Source organism: Shewanella seohaensis, assembly GCF_023283775.1.
GTDB classification, from domain to species: domain Bacteria; phylum Pseudomonadota; class Gammaproteobacteria; order Enterobacterales; family Shewanellaceae; genus Shewanella; species Shewanella seohaensis.
The window spans coordinates 330,856-353,983 of the sequence record NZ_JAKILE010000003.1 but is presented as its reverse complement, the minus strand read 5'-3'; the positions used below and the strand labels follow the sequence as shown (position 1 = coordinate 353,983).

The following is a 23,128-nucleotide window of genomic DNA, read 5'->3' as shown; positions in this document are numbered from 1 at the left end:
CATCACACTCATGCGGGGATACTATGAAACTCTTAACCACCAAGCCTGCCGCGATTGCCCTAGCCATCGCTGCGGCTCTGACAGCAACTCACAGCGCTGCCAATGAAATACCAGCAGAGCAACAAACCGAAACGAAAGAGCAAGTTCAAGCGAAGGACACTGCGCAAGCCCAGGATGCCGAAGTCGAACGCATTCAGGTCACAGGGATCAGAAACAGTATTAAGGAAGGGATGTTCCTAAAGCAGAATGCCGTGAGCGTGGTCGACCTTGTGGTCGCCGATGACATTGGTAAATTTCCAGATGAAAACTTAGCCGAGGCGCTACAGCGCATTCCAGGGGTGACCATTACCCGTAACGGCGGCGAAGGGCAAAATATTCTGGTTCGCGGCCTTGGCGATGGTTATAACGTCACCACCCTCAATGGCCGTAAATTGGCCTCAGAAAATGCGGGCAGAGACTTTAACTTCGACACCATCGCCTCGGAGCTGGTAAACGTGCTGGCGGTGTATAAGTCTCCCGAAGCCAGACTGACCGAAGGTGGCATTGGCGCTATCGTCGATATCCAAACCCGTAAACCGCTGGATTTAGAAGGCCGTACCATTCAAGCCTCCGCCAAGGGGATTTACGAGTCCCGTACCGAGGATATTCATCCCCATGCCTCGCTGATCATCGGTGATAAGACGGATGACGATAGTTTTGGTGCGCTGGTCTCGGCGGTATATTCCCGTAAGACCCTGCGGGCAGACACCTATTCGGCCGAAGGCTTTTTCGATGAAGATGAAGGCTGGGGCGTCGACAGCGCAGGGGTGCCGGTCGATACCAATAATAACGGCATGATCGACCCAGGTGAGATTTATGCCTCTAAGATCCCAAGCTATATGTATTTTGCGAACGCCCAAGACGTGCGTGAACGCGTAGGTGGCACGCTCGCTCTGCAATGGCGCCCACTGGATAATCTCGACATTAACTTCGACGGTCTCTATTCACGCTACAACACCGATGGCCATAAATACCAAATCGGCTTCGTGAACTACGACGAAGAATGGACGCCGGGCACACCGCTATTTACCGACGCCATATTTGACGATCAGGGCCGAGTGGTGAGCATGAACCAAACGGGTGACAACACTATGGTTGAATTGCTCAACCTCAGTACCCCAAGAAAAACCGATACCTACCAAATGGGTCTTAAGGCCGACTGGTATGTTATGCCCAACTGGTCGATTACCGCCGATGTCGCCTACTCCGCCGCGCAAAATGCCAATAATGGCGATAACCGCTTCGTGGTTGCCCGTGGCTTTGTCGATGGCATCGACATCGATTACACCCGTGGCAATATGCTGCCCGATGTGGTGATCAGCCCAGGTCTGAGCGCCGATCAAAAATACGGCGCCCACTATAGCCGTAACAGTGGCGTCGATGTGGACGATAAAATTACTGACATCAAACTTATCAGCCAGTACATTCCCGATGAAGGCATCATCAGCAAGGTCGATTTTGGCGTCAATTATGTCAAGCAAGTGAAGAAGCAGACCGAATTTGCCTCCGCTAACTCCAGCCAATTCAGCCGTGGTGGTTATTACCTGACCCGCGACGGTTATACCTTCGATAACAGCACTGTCTTTACCCAAGGCGAATTTGAACTGTTCCAAATTCCTTCGAGCGTATTTGTGCCCGCCAACTTCGATAACTTCCTCGATGGTGAAAACAGCATCTCCCCAGAGCCTTGGCCAAGCTTCGACTACGACAAACTGCTTGAATACTACCGCAGCATTAACCAAGAAGCGGCGGATAAGAGCATTGTCGCTAGCCTCAATAAGGCTGGCAGCTATGAAGTCACCGAAGCAGTGACCTCCGCCTATGTGCAGGTGAATATCGAAGAGGAAATTTTCGATCTGCCGTATATGTTGAACTTAGGCCTCAGAGCGAGCCAGACCAAAGTCACCTCCGACGGTTATGCCTACGATTTGGCTAAGGTTGAGTTAGACAGTGCCGGCCAACCCACCAACAATGATTGGAAAAACGTTGTACAAACCAGTTACGACGATAGCTATACCAATGTGTTACCGAGCATGAACTTTAAGCTCAATCTGCAGGATGATTTGCTGCTACGTGTCTCCGCCGCTGAAGTGTTAAGCCGTCCGTCACTCTATGCGCTGCGTGTCTGGGCTGCACCGAGTTTCACGACCCGTGAGAATGGCTTACCGACACTGACACGCGGTAACCCAAGCGTCGCCCCCGAAAAGGCGCGCCAAGGGGATATCTCCCTCGAATGGTATTTCCACGAGAGTAGCTCACTGAGCGGTGCCATCTTTATCAAAGACATTGAATCCTTTATCACCGACGACAAAGGGCCTCAAATGGTTGAGGGGACAGAATATTATGTCACTCAACCCGTTTCGGGTAAGTACGGTGCCAAAGTGCAAGGGGTGGAAGCCGCATGGCAGCAATCCCTCGACGAATACCTGCCAGAGCCCTTTAATGGTCTAGGATTCCAGCTGAACTACACCTATGTAGACAGCAGCTATGATGATCCCGAAATCGATGCGAAAGGCTTACCCTTTAAGGGCATGTCGAAAAACTCTTACAACGCCGTCCTTTACTATGAGCAATACGGTCTGCAGGCCAGGGTTGCCTATAACTGGCGCAGTAAGTTCCTGGTCGATCCCGAAGCTTGGGGTGGTCCAGCTTGGATCCAAGACTACGGCCAGCTCGATGCTAGCGCGAGTTATGATATTTTCGAAAATGTGTCGATTTTCGCCGAGGCTTCTAACCTGACCAATAACCGCTATTCGGGTTATGTGAAGTATGAGGACCAAGTGAATTACCTAGAACGTTTTGGCACCCAAATCGCCCTCGGGATCCGCGGCAGTTTCTAAAAAATTCATAAGGTAATCACAATAAAGCCACTCTATGAGTGGCTTTATTTTTCGGCTTCACGCTCGCGCACCTGGGCGTCCATCAAGCAAATATAATCCTCTAATTCCTGCCCCGTCGTCGGTTCAAAATGGCGGTTAAGCCTTAATAATCCGGTGATACGATCGACCCGAAAGTTGCGAAAATCTTGGCGTAATTCACACCAGGTCAGCAAGGTCCAAGTGCCGCGCCAAAAATAGATGGCGAGCGGCCGCACTTCGCGCTCGGTCAGGGCTTTATTCACATCTTGATAGAAGAGTTTGACGTACTCACGGCGCTGGGCCGCATTACGCAGCGGATCCAGAAACTGAAACTCGTTGGAATCTAAATAAAAATCCGGCGAAAACATCAAGGATTGATAGGCTTGCAAGCGCTTAGGTAGCACGGCTTCCACTTTTATCATCGCCTGACGCGCCGCACTGCCAAGCTCTTTGCCGCCCCATGTTTGCACCATTCGCATGCCGACTTGAATCGCCTCTAATTCGGCCTCGTTAAACATCAGTGGCGGCACATTCACTTCGTGACGCAATAGATAACCCACGCCCGCCTCCCCTTCAATGGGAATGCCGCTCAAACATAAATCCTGCACATCGCGGTACACGGTGCGGGTCGAGACTTCTAAACGATCCGCCAGCTCTTGGGCGGTCGTTAAGCGTCGATGTTTAAGAATTTGCACTATTTGGAATAGGCGGTCGGCACGGCGCATGGACAGTAATCACACCTCAAATTGGCTTTGCAGCGAAAGTTTAGGGATCTTAACCGCTAAAGCTTACCCGCCCAAGCGATACTGTATTGGCAAAGCGTTATGGATTCGGCCTACACGATCCCGATATAAATCTCGACCTTATCGGCGCTTCGGTAGACCTCAAAGTCCGTTTGATAATCACGCTGATGCGGACAATCAGGTGTACTAAAGTAGCGCCAAATCTGTCCCCAAAGATCAACCACACAGTGGGGCATTTCCCCTTGTGCACTGAACTTAAGGTAGTTTCCTTCTCGTAGCTGTAATGCCGTAAAAGGGCCTGTCTCGCTGACAGACTCAACGCTTTTCCCCACTAAAACCGAATAGTCTCCCGTCATATCCGATTCATAGTCGTAGTAAACCCCATACATGGGAGAGTCGAGCATCGCCGTGAGTTGTGATGATTCAAAGAATGTCTGCCAAAGCGCTGCAATCTTGCCGCCCTCACCCGCCATTTCGGTGCTATTGTTGGTGCGCGTACTCAGCCCAAGCATAGGTTGAGCCGCCATAAAAACCTGTTCCATTATCCTTTACCTTCATCACTGAAATTTGCTGTTGCTTGTTTAAGGCTATCGCGAGACGTTACTGCATATCGCTCTTATCCGCAGAACTGACTGTATCCACTCGAATTAAAGATCGGCGTAAACATCAGTACTAAACACCAGTACCGAGAGCCGTGCCAAGGCACGACTCTGCAGGGTTTACATTACTGATTTTTCGACCAGAGGCCGACCTTATTGCCTTCGCTATCCACGAACAGGGCGATGTAGCCACAACCGCCGTCTTTGATAGGCGTCACAGGCAATAGCATAGTCACATTAGCGGCCACGAGTTTATCCACTAAAGGTTGCAATTGCGCGCTGAAATGCAGGTATACAGTGCTACCTTCCATCGACGGTTTGCTCATGCTGCATTTAACGAGGCCAATACTGGCGGCGCCCTCCTCCTCTGTTACCAGCGTCGCGTATTGCATGTCTTCCATATCGTCACGTTTAAATTCAACGCCGAAATGTTGTTGATAAAAAGCGATGGCACGATCTATATCACTGACAGGAATTTCACCCCAGACTAACGGTGCAATTGATAACATTTTCACTTTCTCCTTGTTGAAAAATGCCGATGATTCATCATGTTATAAATGTGATTCACCAGCGGACGACAACAAGAATAAAACAAGGCTACTGACAACATCATGTCAGTAGCCTTTGAGTGAAGCTGATTTTATTGAGTGCGCTAAAAGCGCTTATTTAGGTAGGCTCGCCTGATGGGCTGAAATAAACGCCTCCATCGCCTGAGTTGCCCGAGCTTGGGCGCTGGCTAAGGTGTCTTGCGCCGTCATAGGCTCGACCACCTCGTAATAGCACTTGATTTTTGGCTCAGTGCCCGATGGCCGTACTATCACCCGCGCGCCATTGGCTAAGCGGTAAGTTAATACATCACTGGCGGGCAGATTGATTTTCTCAACCTTGCCATCGGCAAAGCGGCGCTCTAACGCCTTGAGATCATCGGTCGACACCACGGCATGTTCACCAATTGCCAGCGGCGGATGTTCACGCAGATAGGCGCCGATATTGGGCGTATCGGGTTTTAAGGCAATGCTAACTTGAGCATTGAGATGGAACCCCTGCTCGCGGTATATCTGCTCGAGTCTATTCCAAATGCTTTGCCCTTTGGCGGCAAGCTCGGCGGTTAATTGGGCGAAGGCGACTAGGGCCGACAGGCCGTCCTTATCCCACACCATGTTACCGACGGTGTAACCCAGCGCCTCTTCGTAGGCAAACAGGAATTGATTATCAGGCTGACTCTGCGCAATCCCCACATTCATCAGCCATTTAAAACCGGTGAGCGTGGTATAACTTTCAACCCCAAAGCCTTTAGCGATTTTAGATAACAGACTGGAGGACACAATAGTCGTGCCCACCAGACGTTGCTCCTTACTCGCATGGTTTAACAGATAATGGCCAAAGAGCACGCCCACTTGGTCGCCCGTTAGCATTTGATACTCGCCATCATCCTTACGTACTGCAACAGCGAATCTGTCGGCATCGGGGTCATTGGCACAAGCTAGCATAGCACCATGCTTTTTCGCTTCGGCGATGACTAAGTCCATCGCACCCTTTTCTTCCGGATTCGGGAAATTAACCGTTGGGAAATCCCCATCGGGTTCGCGCTGCGCCGCCACCGAATACACTTGGGTAAAACCTGCGTCTTTGAGCACGGTTTCAGCCATTTCTGCGCCCACTCCGTGCATCGCGGTATAGGCAAGACTGACTTTTTCAGGCGCGGTGTTATTTTGCAGCACATTGGCGTGCATCACGCCGCGGCGATAGGTTTCGTAATAATCGTCCTGCAACCAGATAAGTTTGCCCTGTTTGGTCGCCTCCACCTGATCCATAAACGGAATTGCTTGGGTTGCCGCCAGCTCAATTTGAGCGGCGATACCTGAGTCATGGGGCGGGATAATCTGCGCGCCGTTTTCCCAATACACTTTGTAGCCGTTGTATTGTGGCGGGTTATGGCTGGCGGTCACCACAATACCGGCGGCGGCATTAAAATGCTTAACGCCAAAGGCCACGAGCGGCGTTGGCGCCACTTTGGCGGTGAGGCGCACTTTAATGCCCATCGCGGTGAGCACACTGGCGGTATCATGGGCGAAAGTGCGTGAATCGTGACGGCCATCGTAACCAATTACGACCCCGCGCTCGGCGGCATCTTTAATTTGTTCAAGTAGATAGGCACCAAGCCCTGCAGACGTTTGGCGGATAACCAAGCGATTCATGCCCATAGGACCTGCGCCCACTACACCGCGTAATCCGGCGGTTCCAAATTCTAAACGTCCCGCAAAACGTGCCTCGAGTTCGGTGTCATTTCCGGCGTCGATTAAGGCTTGCAGTTGTGCCTGAGTGCGGGGATCTGGGTCATTTTCGAGCCAATGCTTAACCTGTAATTGCAAATGGGTATTCATAGGGGGCCTCAGTGAAAATCATTTTCAATCACCTTAGGAAAATCCATGCCGAAGAACAAGCGAATTTGCACTTTTCACGGCGGATTTAAGTGTAAAGAGGGTGAGTGTAACGAACTTAGTAGACGGGAAGTCACGCAAAGATGCGATTTATTGACCCTGTTAATCCTTATGTAACAGGGGCGGCCGAACTTGTGCAGCAACGCGCTGTGGTGCGTCGAAAGCACTCACCACCTCAAGCAAAATTGCACTGATAAATGCCACGAATTGCCGTCTTAACGCAGTAAATTAATCGATACTACGTTAGAGAACAGCTCCTTTTCAGAGTCCTGCTCCAATTGATTGCGCCAAGGTTTATCGAAAACCCGCACAAGATAATAAGTATCGCGACCCGTGTCTGTCACAAAGGCAATGCCATAACGCATCAACTCGTAGTGAATATCATGCACAAACACCAATGAAAAATTTTGGCGTCCGGTCAGCTGATTAATATCTTCTCGAGTTAAACTCACGCCCTTTTCGACACCCTCGAAGCGTTTCTTTAGCCAATGAGCAAATTCCTTCGCACTCACCATAGACATGATCTTTCTCCTCGTACGATCCTCGGCATTAACGGCCTGGCTCGCTGTCATTTGTTCGATTATTTGTAATGATGGCGTGGCGTAATGGTCAATATCTCAGAATGAGCCAAACTGTCGCCCCATTCCGGCAGATAATGAGCTAAGCCACAAAGTTGATGGTGCTAATAATTTATTGTTATTAATGCAAAATTGATGAAAACAGACTCTTTATATTTGGCTCAGTGCGCTGTTAGGCGAACGATTACTCAGGTAGAAAGAAAGCCCGAGCCAAACGTCTGTCTATACGAAAAATAGAACAGTTTGCGCACTTTTACCAAACCTAAAAACCGCAAATAGAAATTATTTCATCGGCCGATAAACTAGGCAATTCACAACCATTCTTTGGGATGACCGAATAAAAACTGGCGCACTATGGCGCCAGTTTTAGATAGAAAAACATTAACTTACTTCTGCTCGCGCGTCTTCCACAGGGAGAATAATACCCCCGCCAGCAAGAGGCCGAAGGTGACGCCAAGGGATAAGGCCGTTGGGATCTTCAAGTCCACAATGCCTTCATGATTAAAGTATACCAGTCCGACTTTTACACCGATAAACACTAACACCACCGATAGCGCATACTTGAGGTACTCGAAACGATGCACCATGGCCGCGAGGGCGAAATACAATGCCCGCAGACCTAAAATAGCAAAGATATTAGAGGTATAGACGATAAAGGGATCTTGGGTAATCGCAAAAATCGCCGGGATACTGTCCACCGCAAACACTAGATCCGCGGTTTCGACTAAGATCAACGCTAAGAACAGAGGCGTTGCCCACCAGCCTTTGCTAAGTTGATGCTCCTCACCCCTTACCCAAAACCTCTCTTGATGAAGGCTTGGCGTAAAACGCATTTTGGAGCGTAACCACTTGTAAAACTTATTATCTTGGATATCACCATGCTCATCATCGGAAAAGAGCATCTTAATACCGGTGAAAATCAAGAACAGGCCGAATAACACCAACACGCCTTGGTATTGCGCAACCAGCGCCGCGCCTAAGCCAATCATAATGGCACGTAGCACGATAACGCCCATGATCCCCCAAAATAACACTCGGTGTTGATATAAACGGGGAATACCTAAGCTGCTGAAAATAAGCGCGATAACGAAGACGTTATCCATAGATAAGGACTTTTCGATAAGGTAACCCGTGAGATATTCCATCCCCGCAGTCGAGCCCTTGTACCACCATAACCAAGCGCCGAACAACAGACCCATACAGATATAAAAGGCCGATAATTTAAGGCTCTCTGCCACGGTAATTTCGTGCTGCTCTTTGTGTAGCACACCTAAGTCGAAGGCTAACAATGCCAGCACAAAGCCAAAAAACATTAACCAAACCCATATTGGGTAACCCACAAATAGCGTGGTTAAAAACTCCATAACACTCCCTAAAACCTAAAAAATACCGAGTTTTCTCGGCCTCATCGCCATATTCGATCTTAGTACTTGGCGATACCAAAAACAGTGAAACAGGGTAAAAACCTTAAAATGTCAGATTAAAATTTGTTTAAATCCATACTCATCAGCCAAAACAACTCGTCACACTAGACCCTATCACCAAAGCATTTGTTGTACTCCGATTAGATTTAAGCCTAGTCCTCACGGGATCACAGAGTAAAATAATCGCGTGAGCTCATCACTCATCACGCCTCAGCACCAATCGACAGTATTTTTCGCTAAGACGATAAAAAGTGAGCTGTTTCAGCGCACTGTGTAACACTTGAGCATTAAGCGAAAATGAAAAAGTTCGCGGGCAAGCATGGCCGTTTGAAATAGCGTAAATGGCGAGTGTGACCACTCACCACAAAGGATAAAAAGGAGATTCGATGGGAAGTGAAAAACTACTCACGCCCGAGCAGACGGCGCGCGACTAATACCACAAGATGCAGTAACAACAGGCCACTAAAGGCTAAGCAGAAAAACAGTAAGGCGATGGAGTTGACCTCTCGAGGAGCGTCACTGTAGAGATACCACCACAAAGGCCAACCGATAAGCGACAGCAGCGTCAACTGCCACATGCAGCGTTTGCAGCGGCCAATCTTTTGCCGAAAAATCGAAGTATTACAATCGTCGCAGGCCATTAACGCTTTAATCCATTAGGTTACCGTGACGCCATAGGATATCACCCAGTCAGCCCTGTGCTAAATAAGCACTAGAGCGATGCCTTAAGTCGCTTCATACCCTCTTCTATCGACACTAAGGCATGATAGCCAAAGTCCCGTTTTGCCGCACTGATATCGAAATAATGGCTACAGGAAAGCTGTTTAGCGACAAAGCGCGTCATGATCGGCTCTTCTTGCTTATTCAGCAGTCGATACGCCGTTTCTAACACAGCGCCCACCACATAGGCTAGGGTCTGTGGCACGCGCGCGGTCACTGGCGGCAGCCCATCACAGGCTAAGATCAGGTTCAGCATCTTGGCCATAGTCACAGGCTCATCGTTACTAACAAAATAGGCTTTCCCTTGGCACTTAGGCGAGACTTGGCAAAGCTCCACGGCCGCCAGAATATGGGCATAGGCGGCGTTATCGATATAAATGGTATCGACCAGTTTATCCTCGCGCCCCACCAGCTTGAGCTTACCTAAACGACCGCGGGCAAGCACCCGAGGCACCAGGTGCGGATCATTGGGCCCCCAAATCAAATGCGGCCGCAGGGCGACGGTCTTTAAGGCATACGCCGATGCGGTTATCGATGCTTGATTGGCATCGAGCATCATCTTCTCGGCAATCGCCTTGGAATGAGCATAATAATTTAAAAAACGGCTGGCGTAGGGCGTCGATTCATCGATACCCGACTCATCCTCGCCCGCAAAGGTCACGCTAGGGGTGCTGGTATAAACTAATTTACTGATTTTAAGCGCTTTACAAGCGGCAATTACATTAGCGGCGCCCTTCACATTGGGGCAAAAATAACTGTCTCTGTCGCCCCAAACACCCGCTTTTGAGGCCACATGGAACACGATATCGCAGCCCTGCATCGCCTGTTTGACTTGCTCAGGATTGGCTAAATCCCCCTGAATCATAGTCACGCCAATGGCTTCAAGCTCAGGATAATGGCCACGGGCAAAGCCTGTCACTTTAATCCCAGCCGCGACCAAACGTAGGCAAATGGCCTTACCCAAAAATCCACCCGCGCCAGTCACAAAGGCATGGTTGACCTTAGCCGCCAAGGCATGAAGCGCGGCTTGCTCACGCGGATCAAAGCCTGCTTGAGCGAGGTTATCGCCACGGCCAGTTTGTGTCGCATCGGCTTGAAGAACAGCAGGATTGTTAGTCATATCGCATTCCGTGACAGTGAGTGTCATCTTAGTATTCAATTCAGTGATTAAGTGCAACAAAGCACCACTCGCGGCAAAACGTGCCACGAACAAACGGTCGAAAGTTCGACCCTATTTAAGTTAAAAATGAGCTAAATTGAAATCAGCCTTTGGTTTGCGATTGCGCCCAAACGGCTAATTTTTCTCTAAATATTTTGGCATTGTGGCGCACATCCACGGGGAAATCGGGATGAATGAGAAAACGTCTAATCCCCTGAGTTTGGCTATATTGCTCGGCAATCGCCATCAACTCTTGATACAGCTGCGCGCTCTTATTGCACACCAAGGATTGGTCAAGCTCTATACAGATGAGTGGTTCAATCTCACTCACGCCACCTTGCCCCTTCACTTTGATCCCAACTAACGCCGAGCGCTTCACATTCCGATGGGTATTAAAAATACGCTCACTCGGAATGGAATAGTAACGTTTAATACACCGCCCGCCTTGGGTGGCATCCACTCTATGGGCTTTGCGGCCACACATCCACAACCGGCCGCTGTCGTCCAGATAGCCAAGGTCGCCCATGCGATGCCTGAAGGTTTGCTGCTCGCGGTCCCAGATTTTCGCCGCCGTCGTTGCCTTTTCGCGGCGATAATAGGACTGGCTCACCATAGGGCCTGTTACCACTATTTCGCCAATTTCCCCCGTGTTAAGACGCAGGCCATCATCCCACTCAGGGATGTCATCCTCGTTGATGGCGATAATCTCGATACTCACGCCATCGATGGCACGGCCGACACAAATCCCACCGCCATTGTCCGTGGTTTGAGTCGTGGTAAATAGCTCGTCACTGGCGATCATGCTGATGGGTAAGGATTCGGTGGCGCCGTAGGAATTGAGTACAGGTACGCCATCACTGAGCATTTTGCTAAAACGGGCAATCGAGGCAATGGTCGCGGGCGCCCCAGCGGAAATCACGCGTTTCACACTGCTGAGTTTGTGCTGCTTTTTCGATTCGGTTTGCTCACCAGCGCGGCCTAAACGCTCAAGCAAGGCCGGATTAACAAAAATATTGCTGCATTGGTATTTCTCAATGGCGGCAAATAAAAATTCAGGATTGGCCGTAATCGGTTTGCTGGCATCCATCTCAGGCACTATCGATGCCATACCGAGCGCTGGACCAAAGAGGGAGAATAGCGGGAATGTCGCCAAATCACGCTCACCATGTGCAATGCCATAATCTTGCTTTAGCGCCTGAATTTGCGCCTCAAACATGCCGTGGCTATAGACAACGCCTTTTGGCGTCCCCGTGCTGCCACTGGTAAAGAGAATCGCCGCCATCTCATCATGCCTAAGCAGCTCCATCGGATACTCAGCCTGTTCTGGCAATTTAGCTGTAGACGACTTAGCTGTTAATAAGAGAATCGACGCTAAACTTGGCGCGCCTGTGAATAAGCGCGATAGCATGCCAGCAAGCCCGCTGGGATTGCCATCCACATTGATAAGATGCTGCACACTGCCCTTACCCCAGCCTAATAAGCGTCTGGCGATATGGGCTTTAGGGATTCCGATAAAGGCATCGGGCGCGGCTTCAATAAAACATTGCTTAAGGTTTTTAATCCCCATGCCCGGGTCAACCAACACGGGAATAATCCCCGCCTTAAATAAGGCAAAAGTTAACGCAAAAAAATCCAGACTCGGGGTGACCATCAGCACAGCCTTCATCCCCCGCGTCAGCCCATGGGCATTGAGCGCGAAGGCGATGGCATCGCTTTGTTTATCTAGGCTAATAAAGTCGAGTTCTTGGTAAGTCAGATTGGCAAGGGATTTGCCCTTGCCCTGTTGCACCGCAACCGCGAGATGATGGGGAATGTGATGGGCGGCCTGCTTTAAATGCCGACAGATATTGGCATCGCTTGCTTGCTCGACGCTAGATGTCCCACGGCCGAGCTGCGCATCCTCCACCCTAACCATTAATGTGCGGCCTGTGGCGCTTGAGTTTCTGCCTCAGGCTCTTTAACTGGCACGATTTCAACGGGCTGCACTTCAGGCTCTGGCGTTTGTGCCTCAGCCATAAAGTGTTTGATATGGGTAATCACCTCGTCGCTCGCATCTTCGAGGATATAGTGACCACAATCGGCAAATTCATGCACCTCGGCATGGGGCATATGTTCGCGCCATTTGGCTAAAAAGTGCTTATCGAACACAAAGTCCTGTAAACCCCAGCAAATCAGTGTCGGCACCTTGGCAAACTTTGGCAGACTAGCGGCAATATCCGACACCAGTTGATAGTTTCTGTCACCCGGTTTTAGCGGAATATCCTGCACAAAGCGCAGGGTCGAAATCCGATTTGCCCATGAGTTAAACGGCGCGACATAGGCCTCGCGGATGTACTTGGACATCGGCTGACGCTTTACCCCGACATAGGAGGCAATCGATGAAAAGGCATTAAAACCACGCACTAACACAGTGCCGAGCAGCGTATTGCGGCAGATCCACAGCGCCAGCGGTAAAGGCTTAGTCTCGGGTAAATGGAAGGCGCCAGTATTTAAAATCACCAGACGTTTAATTCGCTCAGGGTAACGCGCCGCGTAGCCCATGCCAATCATGCCGCCCCAGTCGTGGACGACTAAGGTAATGTTTTCGTTTACCTTTAGGCTATCGAGCAGCGCCTCTAAATCGTCAATGCGATTCTTTAAGGTGTAATCGTAACCGCTGTCATCCGGCTTATCCGACAGACCACAACCAATATGATCGGGCACGATACACTGGTGAGTATCCTTAAGGGCACTCACGAGATTACGGTAATAAAAACTCCAACTTGGATTACCGTGCACCATGACGACAGGCTCACCTTGGCCTTCATTGATGTAATGCAGCTTGTTGCCATTACGGCTAAGAAAATGACGTTTAAACGGCAACAGAGTGTCTAACATGACGCTTCCTATCTTTTGTTCTAATTGTTTTTGTATTGGTAGCCTGTGCAGGTAAATTCGCCTTTACCTCTGCTCATCGCTAAACCAATAAGCATAAAAATGCCCTAGCAAACCTTGCGCTCAAGCGTCGGCTAAGGCAGATAACAATCTTGGAAAACTACCACTTAATCCCCAGCATCATGCAGTTCAAACCACTGCCGATACCTAAAAAGCTCACCTGATCCCCAGGGCGTAAAAAGCCTTGATCGTGTGCCATGGCCGCAGTGACGGGTAAAGAGACTGTGCCCATATTGCCAAGCAGTTGATATGTTGGGAATTCTTTTTCAGGTGGAATATTTAATGCACTCAAGACCTGTTTACGGTTTGAAGCGCCGACCTGATGACAGATCACTTTATCGACCTGCTCGACCAACCAATTCCGCTGCGCGAGGAAATGCTCCCACGTGTGTTTTGCCAGCTCGACTCCTTCTTTGAGCAAGGTCACCGCATCGGTACGCATAAACTCACGGTAAATATTGTGCCCCACTTCCTGCAAGCCCCACTGACACAGTTGATGGTGCTGCGGCGCAGATAAATGGGAGGCACCAAGTAGCTGATGCTTACGCACATTCGTCAGCGGCAAACTGCCATCGGTCAGGATCACCGCCACAGCGCCAGAGCCGCCGGTTAAGGTCGCCAGCGACTGCGCAAAATTCTGCATGGTCGGATCGGCCAGCATATTATCAATGGTCACATCGACAATATCCCGCGCCGATTCACAGGACACCACCATACCCGCCTTAATTTGGCCAAGCTCAATACGGTTAGCAATGTCTAAAATGCCCGATAACACCCCAAGACAGGCATTGCTGATATCGTAAATCGCAGTGTCCTTCGACACACCTAATGCCGCCGCAATCCGGCAAGCGGTGGCGGGTTCGTGTTGGTCACGGCAAACGCCGGTATACACCACAGCACCCAGTTCGGCGACTTCTATTCCCGTTTCTGCAATCGCCTTGTGCGCCGCTTTAATCGCTCCATCGGATAATTGATGCCCTTTAGGCCACCAACGGCGTTCGGTAATGCCCGTTAACGCCGCAAGTTGCCCCATAGGAATGCGAAATTTTTGATATAGAGGCGCGAGGCGAGATTCTAGCTCGCTACTGGAAACCACCACAGGTGCCAGTTCATAGGCAAGGCTATTAATAAATACGCGGGAATATTTCATGAAACTGTTTTATTCGCTCACTAAGATCACTGATCTTTTAGGTCAGTTTTTAGTTGTTATTTGTCATTAAGGCGACATTTGAACAAGAAAAGCCCGATGATTCAATAAAAAACCATCTTTCGTCTTAGACTTGTCTCACAGAGCTTATAAGCCCTTGTGCAGATCATGCCGCCTATCCGTTAATTCAAAATGAACTAATAAAGAAATACTTCATAAAAAACAGGCAAGTATGGCCTCATCATTCAGATTATTTTTCAATCGCTCGATTTTTGCGCCAAAATCAGCGCATTTCGCGGCGTCACGCTGGTTGCACAAAATTCCCTCAGGGTTACCCGATAGCCACTTTCCTGCAAAAAACAGCAGCGATCGAGAATTAACCACAGCTCCAGCGCTCGGCGGAATAAATGCGCAGCCAAATCGATGCGCCGGGTTAACCTTTGTCGCTGTTTGCCTATCTCGAGCCAAGCGCCAAAATCACAATCTGCGGCTAAAGTAACCGCCTTTTGCGCCGCCGCCCAATGGCAAAACTCGGCAAACTCGCCGCTCAGCTGGCTTTGCTTTATGGCGGGCAAAGGTAAATAAGCATCTATGCCACGGCAATTTCGTTGCAGCGCATCAAACCCCAGCCGCCAAGCAATTTCCTGATGTCGCAGCGCCTGTTGTTTCGGATTGGCGATCACGCTCTGTTGTAAAGGCAATTGCAAGTCATGGCGACTTAAACACAGCGCGCTGTGTTTGGCGAGTGTTGATAAGCCTTGATATTGATTAGCTTGAATTAAATGGTAGCAGCAAGGTGAAATCGCCAGTGCCTGTGTGCCCGCCGCTGCGGCTAATTGCAGTAAACGCACATGCAAATCGCCACAGGCATGCAGCGCCACCGCCTGTTGGTGAGCGCAAAAAGGATTGGTTTGATGAGCGGAATTGTCGTGAGCATTACCTTCGATAGCGAAAGCATCGGCGCAAATAAAGCGCTGTGATAAATGCCATTTATCGGCAAAAGCTTGGCCCTCTTCACAGAGCATCGCCTGCCACTCGAGGCTTAACACATCCACACCACGCGCTTTGGCAATCAAACGGCCCAAGTGCCCTTTGCCCGCACACCACTCGAGCACGGGTAATCCCGCATCGGGCAAATGCTGCACAAAGGCAGTGATCTGCTCCCACTTACGGCCTTTTATATGGGCGCTAAAGTGAGCCATCTCAGTAAGATCAATACGAGGTAAAGTAGCAGTTTCAATATCGTTAGAGCTAATGTCAGAGCCAATATCAAAGCCTATATCTGAATCAATATCTGAGCCCTGCGAAAGTTCGGCAAAGGACAATGTGAGTAAAGACAGATCCCAGTCTAAGCCTAACGCGGCAAGATCCTGCTTTAGTGCGGGAGATAAGGCATCGACTAACGCCGATTGCTCGGCATCCAAAGTATCGAGCACGGCATCATCAAGCGCCCAAAGGGTGGTTGCAAGCCTTGGGAATTGTGCCGCCCAAGGCAGTGCTTTTGCCTCAAAGGCGCGCACTTGCCACAGGGCGCGGCTCTGCTCAAGTAGCTTATCCAACTGGATAAAGTGCGCCTTGAGCCTCTCCTGACTGTCGGATATATCCCTTGCCTGCTTATGATTATCGAGCTTAATTGCCATGCTGAATTTGCTTTACTCTGATGTGTTCCATTTGACTCTCTTATTGGCCTTAGCCGCCACGTCTTCACAACAGCACTGTTTTAAAACCAATTTGCAAACAGTGCCGTCATTAAGCCTTTACGAATATCAAGGTGCATTTCACTTAATATCGCTGCCCAAATGGCGGCTAAAGCTGCTAGTATCGCCACAATTTTTGTCAGCCTGCTTTACTCGCTGGCATGCATGGGAGATACGCCTTCATGCAGCAACAGTTAAGGCTGCGGCCTCACCCATTAAACCCGATGACGAAAACCAGTTAAGAGGAAAAGTATGCTCTCCCCCTGCGTTGCCCGCTGCGGCTTAAATGATGAAGATTATTGCATGGGCTGTTTTCGCCATATCGATGAGATTGTCGCTTGGCGCGATAGCAGCGATGCAGAACATGCCGCGATTATCGCGCAACTTCCCGCCCGCAAAGCCCATTTCGAAGGCGACGAAAATCAACAGGTGCTAAGCCGCGCTAAATGGCTGGAAGCCGAGGCACGACTTGCAAAAAAAGCCTGAAATTTCAGGCCTTTTACTTTTACCACTACTTTTTCATCATCGCCTTTAAATCGGCAAAGGGATTATAGGTCGCCGCCGCTTGCTTGGTTTCGGTAGTGCTACCGTAGCGGATCAGTTCTTCGAAGCGTGAATGTTCATTATCGTGGCAGTAGAGGCACAATAATTCCCAATTCGAGCCGTCGGATGGGTTGTTATCGTGGTTGTGATCTCTGTGGTGAACCGTCAACTCGCTTAAGTTTTTTGAGGTAAATTCGCGGGTACAGCGGCCACAGATCCAAGGATACAATTTGAGCGCTTGCTCGCGGTAACCGCCCTCACGTTTCGCACGGTATTCCCGCTCTTGGGCTAAGACTTGATCTAACTTACTCTGGCCTGGATTTGCTGACATGCTTACACCTAACTGATGACCCCTAAAAAAGTGCCCCAAGGATAATCCGAGTTATTCCTTGGGGCAATATTTCTAACACGCAAAGCGTTTAGGCGACATGTCCTTGGTCAGCATTGGACAAGTGCAAATAGTGCAGGTATTTCTCGTATTGGGTGACCACATCCGCCAATAGCTGCTCTTCGGTATAGCCCATCACATCATAGTGCTGGCCGCCCTGCTCTAAGTACACTTCGGCGCGATAATACCAATTGTTGCCCTGCTCTAACTCTTCTCCGACCGGATTGACGATTTCAAAACAGCGCATTCGCACACCATATACGAAGGGTTGATAGGCTTCATTGCTGATCACCAATCGCACTTTGCCGTCGAGATACTCAAGATCCGCCGTCAGCCCCTTGCTCATAAATTGCTGGCACACCTTAGATAACGCCGGTGTCGCCACATTATTGAGGAAGATACGCGCCTCATCTTCGGTGGGATGCGACACTAAAACTTCAATACGATCCTCCCAGCTGATATTGGTCTTAGCGTATTGCACACTGGTGGTGTGGAGCTGCACGCTGTTGATCTTAAGCCAATCGTCTTTCAGCGCCTTATACAGCCCCAAACACATCAGCAGCATCACGCATAAAAATGGCATCGCACTGGCAATAGCAGCGGTTTGCAGTGCCTGTAAACCGCCCGCGATGAGCAGCACCGAGGCCACCACGCCCTGAAGCAATGCCCAAAACACCCGTTGCCAGACTGGCGCATTGTTATCGCCTCCCGAGGTCAGGTTGTCGATTACTAAGGATCCCGAGTCAGATGAGGTCACAAAAAAGGTCACCACTAAACAAATCCCAATGCCCGACAGGAGATGCGGGAACGGCATATGTTCAAAAAACACAAACAAAGCCACGGGCACATTGGTATTCACCGCTTCGCTTAGGTAGGTCGCGCCTTGATTCATAATCGCGTCGATGGCCGAGTTACCAAATACCGTCATCCACAAAAAGGTCAGCGCCGAAGGCACAAATAAAATGCCGACTAAAAACTCACGTATAGTGCGGCCGCGACTCACCCGCGCAATAAAGGTGCCGACAAAAGGTGACCAAGAGATCCACCAGCCCCAGTAGAGTAGCGTCCAACCACCTAGCCAGTCTTCCTTATGCTGATAGGCGTACAGATTAAAGGTTTTATTAACGATATCACTGAGATAACTGCCAGTATTTTGCACAAAAGCCTGCAGCAACATCACGGTTGGGCCAAGAATTAACACAATCAGCAGCAGGATAAGGGCCAAGCCTAAGTTAAGCTCACTTAAGCGCTTCACCCCTTTATCGAGTCCCGAAAATACCGACAGAGTGGCGAGTAAGGTAATGCCAATAATCAGCGACACTTGCACTGTGGTGTTATTCGGCAACTGCTCGAATAAATAGCTTAGGCCAGAGTTAACCTGCAATACCCCAAACCCTAGAGAGGTCGCGACCCCAAACATTGTCCCCAATACCGCAAAGGTATCGACGCAGTGACCAATCGGGCCATGAATGCGCTCACCGATTAAGGGATAGAGTGCGCTTCGGGGTAACAAGGGCAACTTATGCCGATAGGCAAAATAGGCCAAACTCAGGGCAACCACCCCGTAAATCGCCCACGCATGTATGCCCCAGTGGAAGAAAGTGATCTTCATGGCTTCTTTAGCGGCGGCCAAGGTCTCAGGCGTTGCATCGGGCGGCGCTAAGTAATGCATCACGGGTTCGGCAACGCCGAAGAACATCAATCCAATCCCCATCCCCGCCGAAAACAGCATCGCAATCCAGCTCTTATAGCTATAATCGGGCACAGCATGATCGGGGCCGAGCTTAATGTCGCCAAAGCGACTAACCATGACAAAGATGATAAAAATCAGAAAAATCGCCACACCAAGGATATATAACCAGCCCGCTTTGGCTTCTAACCACGACTGCATGGATTTGAAAAAGTGATTGGCCTCGGTCGGCCAAATGGCGCAGATCATCACCATGAAGGTGATAAAAAAGACCGACGAATAAAAAACCGGTGGATTTATACTCGACTTTATAGACATAAAACTCCCTTGTATCAGGCAATTCCTATTGAAATCCCTTCAATTTTGAAGAGATAGCACAATAATAGATAACTCTTGCCTCAGCAGTATGTGATCAGGATGAAATATGCACAAATAATCCATGACAAGGACTCGCGATCGGCAATGCCTTGTGATGTCATACTCATGTTGAAACGCTTCCTCACCTTAGCCTGTTTGCCCGGCGCTTTTACGCAATAGCAAAGTCAGTAACCATTTGCTCGACCAACCACTACACCGCAGTTGTGCAATGCCCTTTCAGAACCAACCGCCCTCTCAAAGGCAGCGAGCTGCGAGCATAGACACCATGCGACCGAATCGCAGGGTTCAACCTCTATGGCAACATAAAACATGCAAGCGGTTCGATATTAGTGATATCGAGGATGAGGAATGCAAAGCGCGATTAGCGGCTAACGGTTTACCAGTAATAAATAACGACTCGGCCTTGCTTAAGCCCTACTGAGGCGCCTTCGAACAGAGACCACATGCTGTCGAAAACTGACTCAATAGAGACACAGATAATGCTAAACAGCAGTCACTGAATTAGCATAAAAAATGGCGACCTATCAAGTCGCCACCGGATTGTATCACAAAAATGTATCTATTTGACGCAAAAAACTAACTCAAAAATCAAAGCCAACTTATTCGGCTTTAGTTTTTACCGTTGCCGCGCCCGGCGTTTGCGAGATCCCCGCGGTTAAATTGAAGCGCATCGCCTCTTCAAAAGACCAATCCACTAAAATCAAATCTTCACGTTTAACTAGGCTAGTGACCCCCGCCATTTGGTAACTGAGTTGGAATAACACAGGCACCCAATCCCCTTCGGGTAAGGCATCGAGCAATGGTTGCGGCGGAGTATCCGTCATAATAAAACCCACCACAAACCCGCCATTGGCCTGTTTAACCAACACGGTTTGCTGAGTATTGGGTTTACCCTCACGGTTCATTAAGGAAGCGATATCACGAATACTGCCATAAACAGATTTAAACAGCGGAAAACGCATCAGCTGACGTTCAATCCAGCCATAGAGCCATACAATGGGACTCACCGAAAATAACAAGCCCACCGCAAACACTATGGCCACGACTAAGATAAAGCCCGCGCCGACAAAATGTTGGTTAATCCCTACCAACTCTAAAATAAAAATCCCTAAACCATCTAACGATACAAACAATGACCAAAACAACCACAGGCTTAACGCCATCGGCAGCAGGTTCATCAAACCACGGGCTAAGGTTTTCTTCATTACAATCTCATCAAATCCAATAGGATAAAAAAAAGGCATAAATTATTTACGCTAAAAAGCGCGTTAAATGCTACCACAGAGTCACTTTTGCACCAGCACTTGATGTAAGGTAAGGCGCAGAGAAAACCAATAACAAACCGCTACGGCATCGAGGGAAAGAATATGCGCGTGACCCGCCTAGACCATTTAGTGTTAACCGTGAAAGATATCGAGGCCAGCGTCGACTTTTATCAACGCGTGTTAGGGATGAAAAAGTCCGTATTTGGTCAGGGTCGAATCGCCTTAAGTTTTGGCGATCAAAAAATCAATCTTCACCAAGCAGGCGCCGAATTTGAACCTAAGGCAAACCTTGCCACGCCCGGCAGCGCCGATCTCTGCTTTGTGGCCAGCCACAATATCGAAGAAGTGATCAACCACTTAAACAGCCTTGAAGTTGAGATTATTGAAGGCCCAGTCCTGCGCACCGGCGCCACAGGTCGCATCAACTCCGTCTATATCCGCGACCCCGATTTGAATCTATTGGAATTATCCGAATATTTGCCTGCCTGCGCGCTGTGATTCCTTAAACAACCCTTATTTGAAACCAGCAAAGAGGGAAAAGCGATAGATAACGACAGCCAAACATAAAACGCGGAATTCTAAAATGTTAGCCGATGATGAAAGGAAAACAGGAATCGACACTCCCATTTGAAAATGTGCTCAATATCTCGCACGACAAAAATAAGTGCATTTATAATATTATCTATATGATTTACAATATTTTTCATTTATAAAAACCAGCAAACATACTAATCTCAACATTCATTTAAATAGGTTTATATTTTGAAAGGAAAAGTTGTCTCATACCTTGCGACTAAAAAGTATGGGTTTATCCAAGGTGATGATGGTGAGAGTTATTTTTTGCATTTTTCCGAGCTTTTAAACAGGAAAGATGAAGACAAGTTAGTCAAAGGCAGTATTGTCAATTTTGATCCCACGCCCACACCTAAAGGCCTAGCCGCCAAAGCAATCAGTTTGCCTGAAGTCTTTATCAAGGAGCGATTAGTTAACTTTTTTACCACTAGAGACAGTCGCCCCAAAAACGGCACAGTGATAGCCAGTTTTCCCATTGCTACCCGTTTTTTTAAGGATCCCAGTGAGGGGAGACGTCATTTAGAACAGCTTGCAAAGCATTGTGGGTGCAATGCCGTACTCAATGTCAATTTTGAGAAAGACACTTTCTCGAAAGGAAATTATCGCTATACGGTACACGCCTTCAAGGGTGAACTCGCCCTTGTAACCGAGAAAGTTCCCGCTGACTCTCAAGAACTGGTTATAGCCTCTGCACAGTTACTAGAAAAGCGAAAAGCAGATGTAGAGCTGGCAGTTAAACAAATGAGTGAAGCCGAAAATTTAGCACGACAAAAGCAGCTATCTGGTTGTCTAGGTAGCCTTGCCATGATCACACTCATACCGCTCGCTCTAGTGCTCAGTGCTATAGCTGTTTTTCCTGCTTAGCGAGTCTAAAACAAGTCGATAGTGTTATTTATTGGCATAGTTGCATCAGTAACGCGGATTGGTCAGCTAAATACTTACAAAATTCGCAACTCAGCTCATGCATTGTATTAGGTTGTTTTCTTCAACTGTGGTTTATAGCTGTAAAGTATGATGGTAAATAAAACCGTTAAAGCCAGTGTTGAAGTTATTTATGGAATAAAATGACATGGCAAAAATATGTTTTGAAACGGGAATAGATAGACTTAATTGGACTGTAGAACCGGGAATTGATGATGCGCTAGAGTATATTGCGACGAATAAAGGCTCACGACAAGGTTGCTTATTAGAATTGAAGTCTCACTATTATGCGAAATCCTTGCTGGCATGGTTTAAGGATGGAGATTTAGAGCAACTTCGCCAACATGCCTATACCTCCGCAAAGTTGTATCGACTCTACTACCAGAGAGCAAATAGCGTCTGGCAAGGAGCATTTTGCCACTTTATGGCACTGATAAGTGATCATGAGCCTTTGATAAGCTGGTACAGCCAGTTTATCTCTCCTCTTTACCGAGTAACAGGCGGGAAAGCAGTGCGCAACCGTGTGGGCTGCCCTGAATATCATGCGTTCCAAGCGATTTTAGCGCTTCAAGGTAAATGGGATTTGTTGGGGGAACGTGCTGAATATATTTTAGCCAATCCACCAGGTAAGAAAATGGCAAAGTACCAAATTGACCATGAGTTCTATCTAGCGTTGGCAAAAGGAGATGTACCTGCGATGGAGCAGGTATTGAACAACCTTACGGGCCCGAAAGCTAAAGTGCGCAATTTTGATGGCGCACTGGGATTAACCGAACATTTAATGTCGTTGTTTGGCTTTATTTACGCGAAAATGGCTTGGCGTGCTGGATATCAGGTACAAGTGGATAGTCCTTATTTGCCTGTGGAATGGCTACCGATATCCCCTCTTGTCTCGTATCGTGATGAATATGACTTCTTAGCCGATTTTTATATATTTCAGCCATTTACTAACGAAATGGCACCTTACTCGCCTGTGAGTGAAGTGGATAAACGAGTCGATATTACCGTTGGTTCATCACCCTTTGTTTAAA

The 23,128-nt window shown here is 48.7% G+C and carries 20 protein-coding genes; 5 read left to right on the top strand and 15 right to left on the bottom strand.

The window, feature by feature from the left end:
* Positions 1–23 precede the first annotated feature (23 nt).
* Complete coding sequence (locus L2713_RS05350; protein WP_248967201.1) at positions 24–2,879, top strand: TonB-dependent receptor; 2,856 nt, start codon at positions 24–26, stop codon at positions 2,877–2,879.
* A gap of 44 nt (positions 2,880–2,923) precedes the next feature.
* Here the strand turns inward: L2713_RS05350 and L2713_RS05345 are convergent, their stop codons facing one another.
* The 12 genes from L2713_RS05345 to L2713_RS05290 all read right to left on the bottom strand — a co-directional run bounded on the left by L2713_RS05345 (position 2,924) and on the right by L2713_RS05290 (position 16,282).
* Positions 2,924–3,622, bottom strand: coding sequence for a helix-turn-helix transcriptional regulator (locus tag L2713_RS05345; RefSeq protein ID WP_248967200.1), 699 nt, complete (start codon positions 3,620–3,622; stop codon positions 2,924–2,926).
* Positions 3,623–3,732: 110 nt separating this feature from the next.
* Positions 3,733–4,182, bottom strand: coding sequence for a GyrI-like domain-containing protein (locus L2713_RS05340; RefSeq protein WP_248967199.1), 450 nt, complete (start codon positions 4,180–4,182; stop codon positions 3,733–3,735).
* A 182-nt stretch (positions 4,183–4,364) separates the two neighbouring features.
* On the bottom strand, positions 4,365–4,748 hold the full coding sequence (locus L2713_RS05335) for a VOC family protein (protein WP_248967198.1): 384 nt from the start codon (positions 4,746–4,748) through the stop codon (positions 4,365–4,367).
* A 153-nt stretch (positions 4,749–4,901) separates the two neighbouring features.
* Positions 4,902–6,623: a phospho-sugar mutase gene (locus L2713_RS05330; protein WP_248967197.1), complete on the bottom strand. Its 1,722-nt coding sequence runs from the start codon at positions 6,621–6,623 to the stop codon at positions 4,902–4,904.
* Positions 6,624–6,895: 272 nt separating this feature from the next.
* Positions 6,896–7,201, bottom strand: coding sequence for a hypothetical protein (locus L2713_RS05325; protein WP_088210709.1), 306 nt, complete (start codon positions 7,199–7,201; stop codon positions 6,896–6,898).
* A gap of 443 nt (positions 7,202–7,644) precedes the next feature.
* Positions 7,645–8,622, bottom strand: a complete 978-nt coding sequence (locus L2713_RS05320) for a TerC family protein (RefSeq protein ID WP_248967196.1) — start codon at positions 8,620–8,622, stop codon at positions 7,645–7,647.
* A gap of 461 nt (positions 8,623–9,083) precedes the next feature.
* The gene (locus tag L2713_RS05315; RefSeq protein ID WP_109285294.1) at positions 9,084–9,323 is read right to left on the bottom strand and encodes a DUF3624 domain-containing protein; all 240 of its coding nucleotides are present in this window, start codon (positions 9,321–9,323) and stop codon (positions 9,084–9,086) included.
* Between the two features lie 71 nt (positions 9,324–9,394).
* On the bottom strand, positions 9,395–10,522 hold the full coding sequence (gene oleD, locus L2713_RS05310) for a 2-alkyl-3-oxoalkanoate reductase (RefSeq protein WP_248967195.1): 1,128 nt from the start codon (positions 10,520–10,522) through the stop codon (positions 9,395–9,397).
* Between the two features lie 142 nt (positions 10,523–10,664).
* Positions 10,665–12,476 carry an olefin beta-lactone synthetase gene (gene oleC / locus L2713_RS05305; protein WP_248967194.1) on the bottom strand — a complete coding sequence of 604 codons (1,812 nt, stop codon included), beginning with the start codon at positions 12,474–12,476 and terminating at the stop codon, positions 10,665–10,667.
* Entirely contained in the window at positions 12,476–13,438 is a 963-nt protein-coding gene (locus tag L2713_RS05300) for an alpha/beta fold hydrolase (RefSeq protein ID WP_248967193.1), read from the bottom strand. The genes oleC and L2713_RS05300 overlap by 1 nt, the downstream gene beginning before the upstream one ends.
* A gap of 157 nt (positions 13,439–13,595) precedes the next feature.
* A complete protein-coding gene (locus L2713_RS05295) occupies positions 13,596–14,645 on the bottom strand; it encodes a 3-oxoacyl-ACP synthase III (protein WP_011717598.1) in 1,050 nt (349 codons plus the stop codon).
* Between the two features lie 254 nt (positions 14,646–14,899).
* A complete protein-coding gene (locus L2713_RS05290) occupies positions 14,900–16,282 on the bottom strand; it encodes a methyltransferase (protein WP_248967192.1) in 1,383 nt (460 codons plus the stop codon).
* Between the two features lie 309 nt (positions 16,283–16,591).
* Between L2713_RS05290 and L2713_RS05285 the strand changes: the two genes are divergently transcribed.
* Positions 16,592–16,825, top strand: a complete 234-nt coding sequence (locus L2713_RS05285; RefSeq protein ID WP_011623302.1) for a DUF1289 domain-containing protein — start codon at positions 16,592–16,594, stop codon at positions 16,823–16,825.
* 25 nt (positions 16,826–16,850) lie between these two features.
* Here the strand turns inward: L2713_RS05285 and L2713_RS05280 are convergent, their stop codons facing one another.
* The 3 genes from L2713_RS05280 to L2713_RS05270 all read right to left on the bottom strand — a co-directional run bounded on the left by L2713_RS05280 (position 16,851) and on the right by L2713_RS05270 (position 20,543).
* Positions 16,851–17,213, bottom strand: coding sequence for a YajD family HNH nuclease (locus L2713_RS05280; RefSeq protein WP_011717601.1), 363 nt, complete (start codon positions 17,211–17,213; stop codon positions 16,851–16,853).
* A gap of 88 nt (positions 17,214–17,301) precedes the next feature.
* Positions 17,302–19,278 (bottom strand): BCCT family transporter, encoded by a 1,977-nt coding sequence (locus L2713_RS05275; protein ID WP_088210703.1) that lies wholly within the window; start codon positions 19,276–19,278, stop codon positions 17,302–17,304.
* A gap of 659 nt (positions 19,279–19,937) precedes the next feature.
* Positions 19,938–20,543 (bottom strand): DUF502 domain-containing protein, encoded by a 606-nt coding sequence (locus tag L2713_RS05270; protein WP_011717603.1) that lies wholly within the window; start codon positions 20,541–20,543, stop codon positions 19,938–19,940.
* A 162-nt stretch (positions 20,544–20,705) separates the two neighbouring features.
* On the opposite strand from L2713_RS05270, the gene L2713_RS05265 reads away from it, so the two are divergent.
* From L2713_RS05265 to L2713_RS05255, 3 genes are all read left to right on the top strand, one after another.
* Complete coding sequence (locus L2713_RS05265) at positions 20,706–21,101, top strand: VOC family protein (RefSeq protein WP_248967191.1); 396 nt, start codon at positions 20,706–20,708, stop codon at positions 21,099–21,101.
* 264 nt (positions 21,102–21,365) lie between these two features.
* Positions 21,366–22,040, top strand: coding sequence for a cold-shock protein (locus L2713_RS05260; RefSeq protein ID WP_248967190.1), 675 nt, complete (start codon positions 21,366–21,368; stop codon positions 22,038–22,040).
* Between the two features lie 205 nt (positions 22,041–22,245).
* Positions 22,246–23,127: an Imm49 family immunity protein gene (locus L2713_RS05255; RefSeq protein WP_248967189.1), complete on the top strand. Its 882-nt coding sequence runs from the start codon at positions 22,246–22,248 to the stop codon at positions 23,125–23,127.
* The last annotated feature ends 1 nt before the right edge of the window (position 23,128 follow it).